The sequence below is a fragment of the Rhodoferax sp. TH121 genome, assembly GCF_002251855.1.
Classification (GTDB): domain Bacteria; phylum Pseudomonadota; class Gammaproteobacteria; order Burkholderiales; family Burkholderiaceae_C; genus Allorhodoferax.
The window spans coordinates 65,411-83,191 of the sequence record NZ_NOXW01000020.1 but is presented as its reverse complement, the minus strand read 5'-3'; the positions used below and the strand labels follow the sequence as shown (position 1 = coordinate 83,191).

Genomic DNA, 17,781 nt, shown 5'->3' with positions numbered 1-17,781 from the left:
CAGTGCTTGCTGGTGCGCCTTCGCATGAGGCGCGGATCTCCTCTACCCCCTTATTTCTGGCATGTGGCCTTGCCACATCCCTATCCGTCTCGTTCTTTGGAGTGGCGACTATGAAAAAATCGAAACTGGTAATGATTGGCAACGGCATGGCCGGTGTGCGCACCATTGAAGAACTGATCAAGGTCGCCCCTGATCTGTACGACATCACGGTCTTTGGCGCCGAGCCCCACCCCAACTACAACCGCATCTTGCTCAGCCCCGTGCTGGCCGGCGAACAGACGCTGGACGAGATCGTGCTGAACTCTTTTGAGTGGTACGCCGAAAACAAGATCACGCTGCACGCTGGCAAGAAAGTGGTCGAAGTGGACCGCGTCAAACGCATCGTGCGCGCGGCCGATGGCACGGAAGCGGAGTACGACCGTCTGCTGTTGTGCACCGGCTCCAACCCCTTCATCCTGCCCGTGCCCGGCAAGGACTTGCAAGGTGTGATCGCCTACCGCGACATTGCGGACACTAACGCCATGATCGAGGCGGCCACCAAGTACAAGCACGCCGTGGTCATCGGTGGTGGCCTGCTGGGTCTGGAAGCGGCCAATGGCCTGATGTTGCGCGGCATGCAAGTCACCGTGGTGCATGTGCAACCCACACTCATGGAACGCCAGCTCGACACCATGGCCGGCGGCCTGCTGCAGAAATCGCTGGAAGAGCGTGGCCTGAACTTCCTGATGGGTGCACAAACCCAGGAACTCATCGGTGGCGAAGATGGCCGCGTCAAATCCATCAAGTTCAAGGACGGCACCGAAGTGCCGGCCGACCTGGTCGTGATGGCCGTGGGCATTCGCCCAAACACTGAACTGGCCGCCAGCATGCGCCTGCATGTGGACCGCGGCATTGTGGTGACTGACACCATGCAGACCGTGACCGATGCGCGCATCTACAGCGTGGGCGAATGCGCTGCCCACCGCGGCATTGCCTATGGGCTGGTGGCGCCGCTGTTCGAGCAGGCCAAAGTGGCCGCCAACCACCTGGCCATGTACGGTATCGGCCGCTACCAAGGCTCGCTCACCTCCACCAAGCTCAAGGTGACCGGCATCGACCTGTTCTCCGCCGGCAACTTCACCGGCGGCGAGGGGACCGAAGAGATCGTGATGAGCGATCCCTTCGGTGGCGTTTACAAAAAGCTGGTGATCCAGAACGACAAACTGATTGGTGCCTGCATGTACGGCGACACGGTGGACGGAAGCTGGTACTTCAAGCTGCTGCGCGAAGGCCGCAACATTGCCGACATCCGCGACAAGCTGATGTTTGGCGAAAGCGGCTCCAACATTGGTGACGTGGGCCACCAAGGCCAGAACAAGGCCGCCGCCATGGCCGACAGCGACGAGGTCTGCGGCTGCAACGGTGTGACCAAGGGCACCATCTGCAAGGCCATCAAGGAAAAAGGCCTTTTCACCCTGGATGAGGTGAAAAAGCACACCAAGGCCAGCGCATCGTGTGGCTCCTGCACCGGCTTGGTGGAACAGATCATCATGTTCACCGCCGGTGGTGACTACTCCGCCACGCCCAAGAAAAAGGCCATGTGCAGCTGCACCGACCACAGCCACCAGGAAGTGCGCGACGCCATCTTCAAAGAAAAATACCTCACTATTGCTGCCGTCCAAAAAGGCATGGGCTGGAAGACCCCCAACGGCTGCTCCAGCTGCCGCCCCGCGCTGAACTACTACCTCATCAGCAGCTGGCCCAAGGAAGCCAAGGACGACCCGCAAAGCCGCTTCATCAACGAACGCAGCCACGCCAACATCCAGAAGGACGGCACCTACTCTGTCATCCCGCGCATGTGGGGTGGCGAGACTACGGCCGACGAACTGCGCCGCATTGCGGACGCGGTAGACAAGTTCAAGATCCCCACCGTCAAGGTCACCGGCGGCCAGCGCATCGACCTGCTCGGAGTTAAAAAGGAAGACCTGCAAGCGGTGTGGAAAGACATAGGCATGCCCAGCGGCCACGCCTACGCCAAGGCCTTGCGCACGGTAAAGACCTGCGTCGGGTCAGAGTGGTGCCGCATGGGCACCCAGGACAGCACCCAGATGGGCAAAGACCTGGAGCGCGCCCATTGGCGCATGTACGCCCCGCACAAGGTGAAGTACGCCGTATCGGGCTGCCCGCGCAACTGTGCGGAGGCCGGCATCAAGGACGTGGGCATCATCGGCGTGGACAGCGGCTGGGAAATGTACATCGCCGGCAACGGCGGCATCAAGACCGAGGTAGCCCACTTCTTTGTGAAGCTCAAGACCGCCGAAGAAGTGCTGGAGTACACCGGCGCCTTCATGCAGCTCTACCGCAAGGAAGGCTGGTACCTGGAGCGCACCGTGCACTACGTGAGCCGCGTGGGCCTGGACTACGTGAAGAAGCGCATCCTGGAAGACGCCGAAGGCCGCAAGGCCTTGAACGAGGAATTGCTGTTCGCGCTGGATGGCGAGCCCGATCCGTGGTTCGATTTCCAGGACGCGCAGGTGGACACGCGCCAGTTCACCCCGGTCAACGCCTGAAGGGCCCCGCCATGCAACGCAGAACCCTGATTGCGGCAGCCACCGCCAGCGGGCTGGGCTTGGCCCTGCCAATCCGTGCGCAGGTGACAGACTTGAGCGATGCCATCAACAAGGCCGGACGCCAGCGTATGCTGAGCCAGCGCATGGGCAAGGCCTGGCTGGCCCTGCTGCAAAACGTGGAGAAAACCAGCGCCCAACTGGTGCTGGACAAGTCCATGGCGCTGTTTGACCGCCAGCTGGTAGAGCTCAAGGGCTTTGCCCCCACGCCCGATGTGCAAGCCACATACAGCAAGCTGGAAGCCGCTTGGTCGGAGTACAAAACTGCCCTGGTCGGCAAGGCCCCCGCACGCGACGCTGCAGCCACCCTGCTGCAACTGGACGCCAAGGTGCTGGCCCTCGCCCACCAAGGCACCCAGCAGTACGAAGCCGCCCTGGCCAAACCGCTGGGCAAACTGGTGAACGTGGCCGGGCGCCAGCGCATGCTGACGCAACGCATGGCCAAGTTCTACCTGGCCGCCACGCTGCCGGTGGACGCCAGCGTGGCGACGATCGAAATCGGCAAGGCCCGCACTGAATTCACCGCTGCGATGGAGCTGCTGCGCAACGCACCTGAAGCCACGCTGCGCATCAAGGACGAACTGCTGCTGGCCGACGCGCAGTGGGTGTTCTTTGACATGGCGCTCAAACAGCTGCAAGAAGGGGCGCAGCGCCCCAAGCCCATGTCTGATGTGTTCGTCAGCAGCGAAAACCTGTTGGCTGTCATGGACCGGGTCACCGGCCTGTACTCGACCCTGAAGGCGTAAATACAAGCCAAATAGGCCTCTAGCCCATATGAAATATGCGCAAGCAGCTACTAAAACAATAGCACTAGGAAGAACAAAATGAGCGAATGGACCCTGATCTGCAAGATTGACGACATCCCCGTGCTGGGCTCACGCCGTGTGGAGCGCGCCCAGGGCCTGGACGTAGCGGTGTTCCGCAACACCGAGAACGAGGTGTTTGCCCTGCTGGACCGCTGCCCGCACAAGGGCGGCCCGCTCTCGCAAGGCATTGTGTTTGGCACCAGCGTGGCATGCCCGCTGCACAACTGGACCATTGGGCTGTGCGACGGACAAGCCAGTGCGCCCGATGAAGGTTGCACGCCCCGCTTCGAAGTGAAGCTCGATGGCGACCAGATCTACCTCAAGACGGCAGAACTGCAAGGCCACGCCACCGATCTGGTGCGTCCCATCGCGGGCCCGGCACGCCGCCGTTCTGCTGCCTGAACACACCGCCTATTTCCGACAGACCAGCTGAAAGAGCCGCAAGCATGACCGAAACCCGCTCTACCTGCCCTTACTGCGGTGTGGGCTGTGGCGTCATCATCGAGTCCCAGGGTGCGCAGATCACCGGTGTGCGCGGCGACCCGCAGCACCCGGCCAATTTTGGCCGCCTGTGCTCCAAGGGCAGTACCCTGCACCACACGGCCACCGCCGCGGTCACGCTGCAAACCCGCTTGCTGCAGCCGTTGCAACGCTTGCAGCGTGGTGCCGCGCCCCAGCCGCTGTCCTGGGACAGCGCGCTGACCCTGGCCACTGACCAGTTCGCCCGCATCGTGCGCGAGCACGGCCCCGACGCCGTGGGCTTTTACGTGAGCGGCCAGCTGCTTACCGAGGACTACTACGTCTTCAACAAGCTGGCCAAGGGACTGATCGGCACCAACAACATCGACACCAATTCGCGCCTGTGCATGAGCAGCGCCGTGGCCGGCTACAAGAAGACGCTGGGCGCCGATGCCCCGCCCGCCTGCTACGACGATGTGAACCACGCGCAAACGATCTTCATCGTTGGCTCCAACACGGCGTTTGCCCACCCCATCCTGTTTCGCCGCATCGAAGACGCCAAGCGCAAGAACCCCGGCATGAAGATCGTGGTGGCCGATGTGCGCCGCACCGACACGGTGGAGCTGGCCGACCTGTTCCTGCAGATCCAGCCCGGCACCGACGTGATGCTGTTCCACGGCATGCTGCACCTCATGCTGTGGGAAGGCTGGACCAACCCCGCCTTCATCGCCGAGCACACCACGGGCTTTGACGACCTCAAGGCCACGGTGCGCGACTACACACCCGACGCCGTGGCCCAGACCTGCGACATCCGCAAGCAAGACCTGCTGGAGGCCGCACGCCTCTTTGCGCAAAGCCCGGCCACGCTGAGCCTGTATTGCCAAGGCCTCAACCAGTCCAGCGCCGGCACCGCCAAGAACACCGCCCTGATCAACCTGCACCTGGCCACCGGCCAGATCGGCATGCCCGGCGCCGGCCCCTTCTCACTCACCGGCCAGCCCAACGCCATGGGCGGACGCGAAGTCGGCGGTCTGGCCAATTTGCTGAGTGCCCACCGCGACTTGGCCAACCCCGCCCACCGCGCCGAAGTGGCCGCGCTGTGGGGTGTATCGGACGTTCCCGCCACCCCTGGCAAGACGGCGGTGGAGATGTTCCAGGCCGCGGCCGATGGCGAGATCAAGGCCTTGTGGATTGCCTGTACCAACCCCGCGCAAAGCATGCCCGACCAGGCCACCGTACGCCGTGCGCTGGAGCGCGCCGAGTTTGTGGTGGTGCAAGAGGCCTTCGCCACCACCGCCACCGCCCGCTATGCCGACCTGCTGCTGCCAGCCACCACCTGGGGCGAGAAGGAAGGCACAGTCACCAACAGCGAACGCCGCATCTCCCGCGTACGTGCCGCTGTACCCGCCCCCGGCGCACCCGACAATGGTCCGCGCCACGACTGGGCGATTGCCACCGACTTTGCGCAGCGCCTGGAACGCGCACTGGGCCGCAGTGCCAACACCCTCTTCCCCTATCCCACTGCCGAATCAGTGTGGAATGAGCACCGCGAGTCCACCCGGGGCCGCGACCTCGACATCACCGGCATGAGCTACGCCATGTTGGAGGGCCAGCCCCAGCAATGGCCACTGCCCGAAGGCGCCAGCTGCGGCAAGGTGCGCCTCTACGAAGACGGCGTATTCCCCACGCCCGACGGCCGCGCCCGCTTTGCCAATGTGGTCTACAAACCGGTGGCCGAGCCGCGCGAGGCGCGCTACCCCTTCTCCATGACCACCGGTCGCTTGCGTGACCAGTGGCACGGCATGAGCCGCACCGGCACCCTGGGCCGCCTGTTTGGCCACGTGCGCGAACCCGTGATTCAGATGCACCCGCAGGACATGGCGCGCCGCCAGATCCACGACAACGACTTGGTGCACGTGGCCAGCAAGCGTGGCTCCATCCTGGTACCCGTGCAGTCCAGTGCTGAGCTGGGCCTGAGCCAGGTCTTCATGGCCATGCACTGGGGGGAAGAATTCCTCAGCGGAGTCAGCGCCAACGGCACCCGCCTGGCCGGCGTGAACGCACTGACCACCTCGGCCTACTGTCCCGACTCCAAACAGCCCGAGTTCAAGCACACGGCGGTGAAAGTGCTCAAGGCAGATATGCCCTGGACGCTGCTGGCCATTGCCTGGCTGCCCGAAGACCGCGTGCTGGCCGTGCGCGGGCAGCTGCAGGTCCTGATGGACCGCTTTGCCTACGCCAGCTGCGTGCCCTTTGGCAGTGCCACGGCCGATGGCCACGGCCGCAGTGGTGTACTGTTCCGCGCCGCCGACCCGCAAGCTGCGCCAGACGAACTGCTGCAAGAGCTGGAAGGCCTACTGCAACTGGGCGGTGCCGATGTGGTGCGCTACGCCGACAAGAAACGCGGCCAACGCCGTGCCGTGCGCCTGCAACGCGGTGCCGTGGATGCCACGCTGGAAGGTTTTTTGCTGGCCGGCGACACCCGCGCCCAGAGCTGGATGACCACGCTGCTGCAAGACGAGCAGCCCGCGCAAAGCTACGGCCGTGCCCTGCTGGCCCCCGGTGCCACCCCGCCAGTGCCCGTGCAATCACGCGGCAAAACGGTGTGCACCTGCTTCAACGTGACCGACAGCGCCATTGAAGCCACGCTGGCCGAATGCACCGGCTTTGCAGCCGACCGCCTGGCCAGCCTGCAAGGAAGGCTCAAGTGCGGTACCAACTGCGGCTCCTGTATGCCGCAACTGCAGCGCATGGTGCGTGCCAGCATGGCACCTGCCTCAGCGGGTGCATAAGCACATAGCCGAAAGTTATCTGGCATCAAAGACAATCGCCCCATGGCTATTGGCAACTACATCAAGGAAATTGGGCGCGGCAAGGATGGCGCCCGCGCGCTCACCCGCGCACAGGCGGAAGACCTGTTCGGCCAGGTGCTGGACGGCAGCGTGACTGACCTGGAGGTAGGAGCCTTCTGCCTGGCCATGCGGATCAAAGGCGAAACCGCTGAGGAGATGGCCGGTTTTCTGGATGCCACCCGCCAGCGCATGGCACTGCTGCCTGCGAGCAGCCAGCCGGTGGTGGTCATCCCCAGCTACAACGGCGCACGCAAGCTGCCCCTGCTCACACCGCTGCTGGCGCTGCTGCTGGCGCGCGAGGGCCTGCCCGTGCTGATCCACGGCGCCGCTACCGAAGATCGCCGTGTTTTTATATCAAAAGTGCTCGAAGCCCTCGTAATTCCTGCGCAAACAGCTATCAAAACAGTAGCGCTCGGTAGCGTAGCCTTCGTGCCCACGGCCCTGCTGAGCCCCGGCCTGCAGCGCCTGCTGGATGTGCGCCGGGTGGTCAACCTGCGCAACCCGGCGCACAGCCTGGTCAAGCTCATGAACCCGGTGGACGGCCCGGCCCTCATCGTGAGCAGCTACACCCACCCCGAGTACGCCATTTCCATGGCCGAGACCTTCGCCCTGGTGCAGGCCAACGCCTTGCTGCTGCGCGGCACCGAAGGCGAGGCCGTGGCCGACCCGCGCCGCACCCCCAAGATGCAAGCCTTTGTGCGCGGCCAGGCCACCGAGCTGCAGGCCCACCAGGGCGGCTCGCTCACCGAATTGCCCGAGCTGCCTACGGCCATTGATGCCGAGAGCACCGCTGCCTATATTGGGGATGTGCTGGCCGGCAAGCAGCCCCTGCCCACCCCCATTGCCCAGCAAGTGGCACACATCGTGCAGTTGCACAGCCGCCTTTGATGCACCGGACACCGCCTATGACACACGATCTCTCCAGCACCCCTTCCAGCGGACAAGTCACCTTGGTCGGTGCCGGCCCGGGTGACCCGGAGTTGCTCACGCTCAAGGCCCTCAAAGCCATCCAACAAGCCACCGTGCTGCTGGTGGATGACCTGGTGAATGACACCATCGTGGCGCACGCCAACCCCGCGGCCCGCGTGGTGCATGTCGGCAAGCGCGGCGGCTGCAAGTCCACACCCCAGTCCTTCATCGAACGCCTCATGATCACCGCCGCGCAAGAGGGCGAAACCGTGGTGCGTCTAAAAGGCGGAGACCCCTTCATCTTCGGCCGTGGCGGCGAAGAGGTGGAACACCTGGAGGCCGCTGGCATCCGTGTCTCGGTCATCAACGGCATCACCGCGGGGCTGGCCGCGGTCACCTCACTGAACGTGCCGCTCACCCACCGTGAGCATGCACACGGCGTGGTGTTTGTCACCGGCCACGCCAAGCCCGGCGATGCCGGCACTGACTGGCCCGCGCTGGCTGCCGCTGCGCAGCATGCCAAGCTCACGCTGGTGATTTACATGGGTGTGAGTGGTGTTGCAGACATTCAGGCTGGTCTGCTGCAGGGCCTGCGTGCCGACACGCCGGTGGCCATCATCCAGAACGCCAGCCTGCCCACCCAACGACACGCAGCCTGCACCTTGCAAAGCCTGCAAGCCACTATCCAGCGCGAGCAACTGGTCAGCCCCAGCGTGATTGTGGTGGGTGACGTGGTGTTGGGCCTGCAAGCCGTGGTGCAAACATCGCACGCACCAGTAGCAAGCAAGGTGGCGTAACGGCATTGTTTTTGCATGGTGTTCTCCAACGCGAAAGGAGTTCACCATGATCATGCCCGCCACCATCCAGAACCCTTCCCCCCCGCGCACTGCGCTGCAGACGCAGACCTTGGCCAAGCCAGCAAGCGCCACGGTGACGGCACCCATTTCCGATCTCAATTTGGCGGCACGCCAACGTATGCTTTCGCAGCGCATGGTCATGCAAACCCTGCTGGCCGCAGCCGGTGATGCCCAGCAACTCCAGGCCGCGCGCAACACCTTTCAGCTGTTCGGCGACAGCCATGCGCGACTGCTGGGCACCATGTCCCATTACGACGCCCCTAGTGCAGCACGCCTGCATGCGGTCTACGAAGGGCCACAGGGGGTGAATGCCACCATCCAGGCCTTTCTGGAGCTGATGCGCAGTGTGCTGGATCTGATCAGCCAGCGCTCGCCGCGCGCGCAAGCGGTACTGGAGTCGATCGTGGACAGCACCGATGCCGTGCTGGAGGCATTGAATGCCGCCACCAATGTGTTCGATGCAGTCACCAAGGCCAAGGCCGACCTGTTGTTCAAGGAACTCACGGGCATCGTCTCCGACATCCACACCATTGCCCGCGAGGCCAAGGTGGTGAGTTTCAATGCCCAGGTGATGGCCGCGCGTGCAGGCCAGCAAGGCCGCGAGTTCGCCGTGGTGGCCACGGTGCTCTCGGGCATCAGCACCGAGATTGATGGCCTGTCCCGCAAAGCCATTGATCTGGCAGACCGGAACCGGCAGCACGCCTGACGTTCTTCGCCACGGGGCAGTGCGCCTGCTCTTCTCCGGCCGGGACCCAGCGTACCGGTGCCCGCAGCCCGGTGCTCATGGCGCCCTGCTAGTCGCAAAATCGCGCCGAACTGCGGGCACCGGCACGCTGTGACGTCGTGTGCGCAAGCCCCGTCCTCTACACTGCCGCCCATGCACAGTTTTGACGTCGTGATCGTGGGTGCCGGGGCTGCCGGTTTGTTTTGCGCTGGAGTGGCAGGCCAGTTGGGTCTGAAGGTGCTGGTGCTTGACCACAGCGAGAAAGTGGCCGAGAAAATCCGCATCTCGGGCGGCGGACGCAGCAACTTCACCAACATGGACGTCACCGCTGCCAACTTCCTCAGCGAGAACCCGCGCTTTGCCAAGTCGGCCTTGTCGCGCTACACATCGGCTGACTTCATCGCGCTGGTGAAAAAACACGGCATCGCCTTCCACGAAAAACACAAGGGTCAGCTGTTTTGCGACCGCTCGGCCGAAGACCTGATCGCCATGCTGTTGGCCGAGTGCGCCGCAGGCGGTGTAGAGCGCTGGCAGCCCTGCAGCATCAAAAATATACGGTTTTTGGCCTCTGGCCCTTATGGAAACTGCGCGAGTAGCTATGAAATTGAGAGTGACCGTGGAGCTATCCACTGTGGTGCCGTCGTCATCGCCACGGGCGGCCTGTCCATCCCCAAAATTGGCGCCACTGACTTGGGCTACCGCATCGCCAAACAGTTTGACCTGCCACTGGTCACCCCTCGCCCCGCGCTGGTGCCGCTGACCTTCGACGAAGCCACCTGGGCGCCCTTTGCCCAGCTCTCGGGTTTGTCGCTGCCGGTGGACATTGCCACGGGCCCCAAAAAGGCCAGCATGGCCTTCCGCGAGGACCTGCTGTTCACCCACCGGGGCTTGAGCGGCCCCGGCGTGCTGCAAATTTCGAGCTACTGGGCCGAAGACACACCCATCCGCCTGAACCTGGCGCCCGGAACCGACTTGGCGCGGCACTTGATGGAGGCCAAATCCAGCTCGCGCAAGCGCATTGCCAATGAACTGGCGGGCCTGGTCCCCAGCCGCTTGGCCGACACCTGGGTGGACCACGGCAAGGCCTGGGGCCACGACTGGAACCGCCCCGTGAACGAGGCCAGCGACAAGGCGCTGAACGCGCTGGCCGAACACCTGGGCCGCTGGGAATTGACACCCACAGGCACCGAGGGCTACCGCAAGGCCGAGGTCACCGCCGGTGGCGTGGACACCAAAGTACTGTCCAGCCAGACACTGGAGAGCAAGCAGCCCGGCCTGTTTTTCATTGGCGAAGTGGTCGATGTGACCGGCTGGCTGGGGGGTTACAACTTCCAGTGGGCATGGTCCAGCGCGTTTGCCTGTGCACACGGCTTGGCGGCGCGACTGAAAACGCTATAATGTTGGACTTTTCTGGCAGAACCCCCGTCGGCCAATACTAGTTATAGATGGGGAACCCGCTGAGCGATGCGTGTGGGGCGCGATCTTCCCCTCAGGTTTACCGCCAGCACATTTTGGAATTCATTACGTAATGACAACAATCCGTGTAAAAGAAAACGAGCCCTTTGACGTAGCCCTGCGTCGCTTCAAGCGCACCATCGAAAAATTGGGCTTGCTGACCGACCTGCGCGCCCGCGAGTTCTACGAGAAGCCCACTGCAGAGCGCAAGCGCAAGAAGGCTGCAGCCGTGAAGCGCAACTACAAGCGCATCCGCAGCATGCAACTTCCCAAGAAGATGTACTGATCTTCAGGCCGCGAGACTCCACTGAGTTTCCAAGCCGAAAAAAGCTCGCCTGGGGACGCTCCGGCGAGCTTTTTTCATTCGGTAGTCCCCTATTTCCACACGCTTTTCAGGAGCCACCAATGTCCCTCAAAGACCAGATCACCGAAGACATGAAGACCGCCATGCGCGCCAAGGACAGCGAACGCCTGGGCACCATCCGCCTGCTGCTCGCTGCCCTCAAGCAAAAGGAAGTGGATGAGCGTGTAGAGCTGGACGACGCCATGGTGGTCGCGATCGTGGACAAGCTGATCAAGCAGCGCAAGGATTCCATTGAAGCCTTCCTCAAGGCCGACCGCCAGGAGCTGGCCGACAAGGAAGCCGCCGAGATGAAGGTACTGCAGACCTACCTTCCCCAGCGCATGACGGCTGACGAAGTCTTGGCAGAGGTAAAAGCGATCGTGACAGAGCTCGGTGCCGCAGGCCCGGGTGACATGGGCAAGGTGATGGGCGTAGTCAAAACCCGCCTGGCCGGAAAAGCCGAAATGGGCACCGTGTCAGCGGCCGTCAAAACCGCACTGGCCGGCTAAGGCCGCACGCGCACCACGGTCGTCACCGGCTCGGCCAAGGCCAACTTGGCGTCCAGGTTGTCGACAAACTCCAGCTTCAGCGTGTAGTCACCGGCCGGTGGCGCAAGCCACGTTTCGGTCTGGCCTTCCACAAAATCCATTTCGGCCACGGAACCACCTTTGCTGGTCACTGTCAGCTTGAAGTGGCCCGTATCTTTTTCCTGCTGCACGACATGCGCCACGTTCAGGCCCGAGGCATGGAATTGCACGCGGAAGGGCGCTTTCTGTTCCGCTCCTGCCACCATCAACGCAATCCCCTTGCGCACCAGCGCCTTGGGGTCGGTGCTGTTCTTTTTGGTGATGGTGACTTTCAGGGGCTTGCTATAGACAAAGTGCGGGAGGTGCTTGTCATCCGCCAACAGCATGCGCAAGGTGTAGGTACCGGGTGCCAAGGTGAGCACGGTCTCCATCTGGCCTTTGCCGAAGTGAATGTACTGCTCGTTAAAGGGCAAGGCCGCCTTGAAATCCAGCGGCAAATCGCGGTTCACCAGCAAGTGGTGGTGACCACTTTTACCGCCCAATGGCTTGGTGATGGGCGCCAAGCCCCAGCCGCCCGAGAGGCCAAACTTCAACAAAAACGGAGTTTCAATGCGGTCCCCCGACTTCAGATTCGTGAAGTAAGCCTCTGCGGCGCCAGCTGGGCTGGGCGCTTGCCACGGGTGCAATACGCGAGCGGCGGCTGGCGCTGGCGTCTGCGCCAGTGCACTGGCAGAGCACACCACCAGGCTCACGACTCCGTAAACATGCCGGTACATCCGTGCCCCTTTAGCTACCCGCCACCTTCATCCGGTTGATCAACACCGACCCCACGGTCTTGGCACCGTAGTTGTACGTATCTGCACCCACGGCTTCAATGCCCTTGAGCATGTCCTTCATATTGCCGGCAATGGTGATCTCGTGCACAGGATAGGCAATGCGGCCCTTTTCCACCCAGAAGCCACTGGCACCACGCGAGTAATCACCCGTCACATAGTTGACGCCCTGCCCCATCAGTTCCGTGACAAACAGCCCAGTACCCAACTTCTCCAGCATGGCATCCAGATCATCACCCGCTTTGGTCAGGCGCGAGGTGAAGGTCAGGTTGTGCGAACCACCCGAATTGCCGGTGGTCTTCATGCCCAGCTTGCGGGCCGAATAGCTGCTCAGGAAGTAACCCTGCACACGGCCGGACTCCACCACCTTGCGGGCCTGCACCCGCACGCCTTCGTCGTCGAATGGCGAACTGCCCTTGCCGCGTGGCACAAAGGGGTCTTCCTGAATGTCGATATGTTTGGGCAAGACCTGCTTGCCCAGAGAGTCCAGCAAAAAAGTACTCTTACGGTACAGCGCACCGCCACTCACCGCCTGCACGAAAGCCCCCAGCAAACCTGCAGCGAGGGGGGATTCAAACAGCACCGGACACTCCACAGTGGCAATTTTGCGTGCCTTGAGACGACTCAGCGCACGTTCAGCCGCATACCGACCTACCGCCTGCGGCGAAGCGAGTTCGTCCGCCGAGCGCATGGAGCTGTACCAAGCATCACGCTGCATGTCCCTGCCCTTGCCCGCAATCGGCGAGACCGACAGCGAATGGCGCGAAGACGCATAGCCCCCACGAAAACCGCGCGTGTGGGCGCTGAAAAAATGGGATTGCTGGGCGGATACGGCAGCCCCCTCACTGTTGGTAATGCGCTTGCTCACGCCCAAGGCAGCAGCCTCACATTCCAGCGCAAGCCGGGCAGCCTCTTCACTGTGGATGGCCCACGGATGGAACAGATCCAAGTCGCGGTTGCGGTCTGCCGCAGAGACGATGTCATCGGCATCGGGCAAGCTGGCAAAGGGGTCTTCGGCCGTGAAACGCGCAATGTCAAAGGCTGCACGCACGGTTTGTGCGATGGCGGCATCCGAAAAATCGGAGGTACTGGCATTGCCCCGGCGGTTGCCCACATAGACGGTCACGCCCAGTGACTTGTCGCGGTTGCGTTCCACGTTTTCCAGCTCGCCATTGCGCACCGACACGCTCAACCCACACCCCTCGGACACTTCGGCACCGGCATCCGTTGCACCCAGTTTCTTGGCTTGGGCCAGGGCGGTATCGACGCGCGATTCAAAAAATTCACGCGTATAGGCAAAGCCGCTGTCAGCGGGTTTGGCTGGGGAAACGGAAGATGGGGAGGTGCGCCCAGAGGCAGAGGTGGGTTTCTTCATGGCGACGGCTATGATACTTGGCTATGTCACGCAAACTAAAAAAGGGCTATTACGTCAAGGGCCAGTTCGTCGCCGAAGGCAGCGCACTGGACTTGGAGTACAAGCGCGAACTCAAGGGCACGGATGAGCCGACCCGCACCGATCTCAAAAAGGAAAGCGACGCGCTGCAAAAGCTCGGCGAAGACCTGCTGACGTTGCGCGCCGAACTCATGACCAAGTTGGACCTGCCCGACAAACTGGTGGAAGGCGTGGCGGAAGCCAAACGCATCACCAACTTCGAAGGCAAACGCCGCCAGATGCAATTCATCGGCAAGTTGATGCGCAAGCTGGAGCGCGCCAAATGGGACGAAATCCGCGCCGCGCTCGAAGAGCAGCACATGCCATCGGCCAAGGAAACCCTGGTGTTGCACCAGGCCGAACAATGGCGCGACCGCCTGATAGCCGATGACGATGCCGTAGGGCAATGGCTCAACCTCAGCCCCGACACCGACAGCCAGAACCTGCGTGCCTTGGTGCGCCAGGCCCGAAAGGACGCCAAGCCCGAAAAACCGGGTGAAGCCCTGCGCCACGGCCGCGCCTACCGCGACATCTTCCAACTGGTGCGTGAGGTCTTGCAGGCCCGCCAGGATGGCCCTTCCGCGGACACCTCCGACGACGAGGACGGCTACGACGGGGACGAAGCGTGAGCGAGCCGATGAAAGCCCCATGTGAGCCGGTCAAAATTGGAATAGTTTCCATCAGCGACCGCGCGTCCAGCGGCGTCTACGAGGACAAGGGCCTACCGGCCCTGCAGGACTGGCTCAGTCGTGCGCTGCACAACCCCATTCAGTTTGAAGCCCGCCTGATTGCGGACGAGCAGACGGCCATTGAGGAGACACTGATCGCACTGGCCGATGCAAAGTGCGCCTTGGTGCTCACCACTGGCGGCACGGGCCCCGCCCTGCGCGACGTGACACCCGAGGCCACGCTGGCTGTAGCCCACAAGGAAATGCCCGGGTTTGGCGAACAAATGCGCGCCATCAGCCTGCACTTTGTGCCCACCGCCATCCTGTCGCGCCAAGTGGCAGTGATTCGGGACCAGACACTCATCATCAACCTGCCGGGTCAGCCCAAGGCAATTGCCGAGACACTGGAAGGCCTGAAGGATGCTGAGGGTAAGCAGGTCGTGCCGGGCATCTTTGCTGCCGTGCCTTACTGCGTGGACCTGATTGGCGGGCCCTACATGGAGACCGTGGACACGGTCTGCAAGGCTTTCCGCCCCAAAAGCGCCGCGCGCCCGGTGCGCGTGTCTTAACCCAGAAACACCGAGGAACCGGCTTCGCCGGGCCACTGGTGTTGCGCCCTGCAAGGGGGAGGCGGCACAGGGCTGTGCTTTATTTCCCAATCAGCTGATTGAGTTTCTCCGCCTCGAAACACTCCTTGCGCGCCGCATCTTTGGGCACGCAATCGCTGTCGGCCAGACGGGCCGAGAGTTGCTCCACCGCCTTCCACAGCATGGCAATCTGGTGGTCCTGGCCCGAGGCGCTATCCACCAAGCCACGCAGGGCCTGGCTCACCGGATCGTCGTCCTGGGTGATGCCATAGGCGCTGAACTTGCGTTCGGTGCCGGTCACGTCGGCGCTGACGCCGTCTTTGCTGGGAATGATGCGCGCCGGAATGCCCACGGCCGTGGCGCCTGCAGGTACGGGCTTGATGACCACGGCATTGCTGCCAATCTTCGCGCCATCGCCCACCTCAAAGCCGCCCAACACTTTGGCACCGGCGCTGACCACCACGTCCTTGCCCAGCGTGGGGTGGCGCTTGGCGCCCTTGTAGAGGCTGGTGCCGCCCAAGGTGACGCCCTGATAAATCGTGCAACCGTCGCCAATCTCGGCAGTCTCGCCCACCACGGTGCCCATGGCGTGGTCAAAAAAGACGCGTTGCCCCAGCTTGGCGCCGGGATGGATTTCGATACCCGTGAAAAACCGGCCCAAGTGCGACACAAAGCGCCCCAACCATTTCAGGCCATGGGTCCAGCACCAATGCGCTGCCCGGTGCAACACCACGGCATGCAAGCCGGGGTAGCAAGTGATGACCTCCCACGTCGTACGGGCGGCGGGATCACGGTCCAGGATGCACTGGATGTCAGAACGGATACGGGAAAACATGGCGAGAAGTCTATCCTTTTGGCGCAATATCGCCGTCTATCGCCACCAAATCCGCACCCCTGCCAGGTGCTTGGGCGCTTTGTTGGAGGATGGCCTTGGCAATGCCGCGCAGAATGTGGATCTCTTCCTGGGTGACCTGGGCGCGGTTGAACAGGCCATTGAGGCGCGGCATAAGTTTTTTGGGGGCAGCCGGGTCCAGAAAGCCCAGCGCTACCAAAGATTGCTCGATGTGCGTGAGCATGCCGCTGACCTGGGCAGCGTCCGCCAGCGCACTGGGCGCGGTGGCCATCTCCACCCCGAATCCACCCAGCGCCAGCCGCCACTCGTAGGCAATCACCTGTAGCGCGGCGCCGATATTGAGCGAGCCAAACTGGGGGTTGCTGGGAATGGAGAGGCAGACATGGCAACGGTACACATCCTCATTGCGCATGCCAAAGCGTTCGGAGCCGAACAGGAACCCCACCCCCGCTGGAGCAGCATTTGGGGTCAAATCACCCTCTAGCCCTTTGGGAATCTGCGCAAGCAGCTCCCCTTTTGATAGCAAATCGAAGTGCTCACGCGGTGTGCGCGTGGGCGGTCCAAAGTCGCGCGGCGTCATGGCGGTGGCGCACAGGTGGCTGATGCCGTCCAGCGCCTCGTCCAGCGTGTCGACGATGCGGCACTTGGCCAACACATCCAGCGCCCCACTGGCACGCTGGATGGTTTCCTCGCGGCGCAGCACATTGGCCCAGCGCGGCGCTACCAGCACCAAGTCGTCAAACCCCATGGTCTTCATGGCGCGAGCGGCAGCGCCCACATTGCCGGCGTGGCTGGTGTTGATCAGAATGAAACGGGTGTACATACAGCTGGAATCGGGAGGAAGGGCGTTTTTAGGGTCTTAGGGTGCGCAACCCATGCCCTGCCGTTAAAATACGCCTATTGTCGCCGCCTGCATCGCCAGCCGGTCCTCCAGTTCTTCCCCCCACAATCTATGACGCTCAATCTGCATCCCATGGTCAACGTGGCCGTCAAGGCCGCCCGCACTGCCGGCAATATCATCAACCGCGCTGCGCTGGACATTGAATCCGTACGGGTTTCCCAAAAGAAGGCCAATGACTTCGTGACCGAAGTGGACCAGGCTGCAGAACAAGCGATCATTGAAACCCTGCTGACGGCCTACCCCGGCCACGGCATCTGGGCCGAAGAATCTGGCAAGGAACATGGCGCCAAAGACTCCGAATTTGTCTGGATCATCGATCCGCTGGACGGCACCACCAACTTCATCCACGGCCTGCCCGTGTACTGCGTGAGCATCGCCTTGGCCGTGCGTGGCAAGGTGGAGCAAGCGGTGGTCTACGACCCCACACGCAACGACCTGTTTACTGCGACCAAGGGCCGCGGTGCCTACCTGAATGACCGGCGCATCCGCGTCTCCAAGCGCACGCAACTCAAGGAGTCGCTGATTTCTACCGGCTTCCCGTTCCGCCAGGGCGACAACTTCAACCAGTACCTGAAGATGATGGGTGATGTCATGCAACGCACTGCTGGTCTGCGCCGCCCTGGTGCCGCCGCACTCGACTTGGCTTACGTGGCCGCCGGCTACACCGAAGGCTTTTTCGAATTGGGCCTGCAACCCTGGGATGTGGCCGCCGGCTCGCTGCTGGTGACCGAGGCCGGTGGCCTGGTGGGCAACTTTACGGGTGAAGCCGAGTTTCTGGACCAACAGGAAATGCTGGCTGGTACACCCCGCGTCTATGGCCAGTTGGTGGGTCTGCTGAGCAAGTACAGCAAGTTTGCGCCGGCAGGTGAGAAAGCAGCCTTGCGCCAAGCCGCGGCAGCCCCTGACGAAGCGACAACAGGCGACGATGGTTCCGTGGGCGACGCCCTGCTGTAATCGACTCTCCCACCA

At 62.7% G+C, this 17,781-nt stretch carries 17 protein-coding genes; 13 read left to right on the top strand and 4 right to left on the bottom strand.

Going from position 1 to position 17,781, the window contains the following annotated elements; translation table 11 throughout:
* Window positions 1-110 precede the first annotated feature (110 nt).
* The 10 genes from nirB to CHU94_RS06400 all read left to right on the top strand — a co-directional run bounded on the left by nirB (window position 111) and on the right by CHU94_RS06400 (window position 11,520).
* The gene (gene nirB, locus CHU94_RS06445; RefSeq protein WP_094477976.1) at window positions 111-2,549 is read left to right on the top strand and encodes a nitrite reductase large subunit NirB; all 2,439 of its coding nucleotides are present in this window, start codon (window positions 111-113) and stop codon (window positions 2,547-2,549) included.
* Between the two features lie 11 nt (window positions 2,550-2,560).
* Window positions 2,561-3,352, top strand: a complete 792-nt coding sequence (locus CHU94_RS06440) for a type IV pili methyl-accepting chemotaxis transducer N-terminal domain-containing protein (RefSeq protein ID WP_094477974.1) — start codon at window positions 2,561-2,563, stop codon at window positions 3,350-3,352.
* A gap of 78 nt (window positions 3,353-3,430) precedes the next feature.
* Window positions 3,431-3,814 (top strand): nitrite reductase small subunit NirD, encoded by a 384-nt coding sequence (nirD, locus tag CHU94_RS06435; protein ID WP_094477972.1) that lies wholly within the window; start codon window positions 3,431-3,433, stop codon window positions 3,812-3,814.
* Between the two features lie 44 nt (window positions 3,815-3,858).
* Window positions 3,859-6,663 (top strand): nitrate reductase, encoded by a 2,805-nt coding sequence (locus tag CHU94_RS06430; protein ID WP_094477970.1) that lies wholly within the window; start codon window positions 3,859-3,861, stop codon window positions 6,661-6,663.
* A 42-nt stretch (window positions 6,664-6,705) separates the two neighbouring features.
* Window positions 6,706-7,611, top strand: a complete 906-nt coding sequence (ybiB, locus tag CHU94_RS06425; protein WP_094477968.1) for a DNA-binding protein YbiB — start codon at window positions 6,706-6,708, stop codon at window positions 7,609-7,611.
* A gap of 17 nt (window positions 7,612-7,628) precedes the next feature.
* Window positions 7,629-8,429 carry a uroporphyrinogen-III C-methyltransferase gene (cobA, locus tag CHU94_RS06420; protein WP_255033867.1) on the top strand — a complete coding sequence of 267 codons (801 nt, stop codon included), beginning with the start codon at window positions 7,629-7,631 and terminating at the stop codon, window positions 8,427-8,429.
* Window positions 8,430-8,475: 46 nt separating this feature from the next.
* Complete coding sequence (locus tag CHU94_RS06415; RefSeq protein WP_255033866.1) at window positions 8,476-9,195, top strand: methyl-accepting chemotaxis protein; 720 nt, start codon at window positions 8,476-8,478, stop codon at window positions 9,193-9,195.
* A gap of 171 nt (window positions 9,196-9,366) precedes the next feature.
* Window positions 9,367-10,611, top strand: a complete 1,245-nt coding sequence (locus CHU94_RS06410) for an NAD(P)/FAD-dependent oxidoreductase (protein WP_094477964.1) — start codon at window positions 9,367-9,369, stop codon at window positions 10,609-10,611.
* Between the two features lie 130 nt (window positions 10,612-10,741).
* Window positions 10,742-10,954, top strand: coding sequence for a 30S ribosomal protein S21 (gene rpsU, locus CHU94_RS06405; RefSeq protein ID WP_094477962.1), 213 nt, complete (start codon window positions 10,742-10,744; stop codon window positions 10,952-10,954).
* 119 nt (window positions 10,955-11,073) lie between these two features.
* Window positions 11,074-11,520 carry a GatB/YqeY domain-containing protein gene (locus CHU94_RS06400; protein WP_094477960.1) on the top strand — a complete coding sequence of 149 codons (447 nt, stop codon included), beginning with the start codon at window positions 11,074-11,076 and terminating at the stop codon, window positions 11,518-11,520.
* On the opposite strand, the gene CHU94_RS06395 is transcribed toward CHU94_RS06400, so the two are convergent.
* Together CHU94_RS06395 and pmbA are read right to left on the bottom strand one after the other, a co-directional pair.
* Window positions 11,517-12,314, bottom strand: a complete 798-nt coding sequence (locus CHU94_RS06395) for a DUF4399 domain-containing protein (protein ID WP_094477958.1) — start codon at window positions 12,312-12,314, stop codon at window positions 11,517-11,519. The genes CHU94_RS06400 and CHU94_RS06395 overlap by 4 nt on opposite strands.
* Before the next feature lie 10 nt (window positions 12,315-12,324).
* Window positions 12,325-13,746 carry a metalloprotease PmbA gene (pmbA, locus tag CHU94_RS06390; RefSeq protein WP_094477956.1) on the bottom strand — a complete coding sequence of 474 codons (1,422 nt, stop codon included), beginning with the start codon at window positions 13,744-13,746 and terminating at the stop codon, window positions 12,325-12,327.
* Between the two features lie 23 nt (window positions 13,747-13,769).
* Here pmbA and yjgA point away from each other — a divergent pair, with 23 nt between their 5' ends.
* The gene (yjgA, locus tag CHU94_RS06385) at window positions 13,770-14,432 is read left to right on the top strand and encodes a ribosome biogenesis factor YjgA (protein WP_094477954.1); all 663 of its coding nucleotides are present in this window, start codon (window positions 13,770-13,772) and stop codon (window positions 14,430-14,432) included.
* 8 nt (window positions 14,433-14,440) lie between these two features.
* Window positions 14,441-15,040, top strand: coding sequence for a molybdopterin adenylyltransferase (gene mog / locus CHU94_RS06380; RefSeq protein ID WP_094477952.1), 600 nt, complete (start codon window positions 14,441-14,443; stop codon window positions 15,038-15,040).
* Window positions 15,041-15,119: 79 nt separating this feature from the next.
* Here mog and cysE read toward each other — a convergent pair whose 3' ends face one another.
* Together cysE and CHU94_RS06370 are read right to left on the bottom strand one after the other, a co-directional pair.
* Window positions 15,120-15,893: a serine O-acetyltransferase gene (gene cysE / locus CHU94_RS06375; protein ID WP_094477950.1), complete on the bottom strand. Its 774-nt coding sequence runs from the start codon at window positions 15,891-15,893 to the stop codon at window positions 15,120-15,122.
* Between the two features lie 10 nt (window positions 15,894-15,903).
* Window positions 15,904-16,734, bottom strand: a complete 831-nt coding sequence (locus tag CHU94_RS06370; RefSeq protein ID WP_094477948.1) for an RNA methyltransferase — start codon at window positions 16,732-16,734, stop codon at window positions 15,904-15,906.
* A gap of 129 nt (window positions 16,735-16,863) precedes the next feature.
* Between CHU94_RS06370 and CHU94_RS06365 the strand changes: the two genes are divergently transcribed.
* The gene (locus CHU94_RS06365) at window positions 16,864-17,766 is read left to right on the top strand and encodes an inositol monophosphatase family protein (protein WP_094477946.1); all 903 of its coding nucleotides are present in this window, start codon (window positions 16,864-16,866) and stop codon (window positions 17,764-17,766) included.
* The last annotated feature ends 15 nt before the right edge of the window (window positions 17,767-17,781 follow it).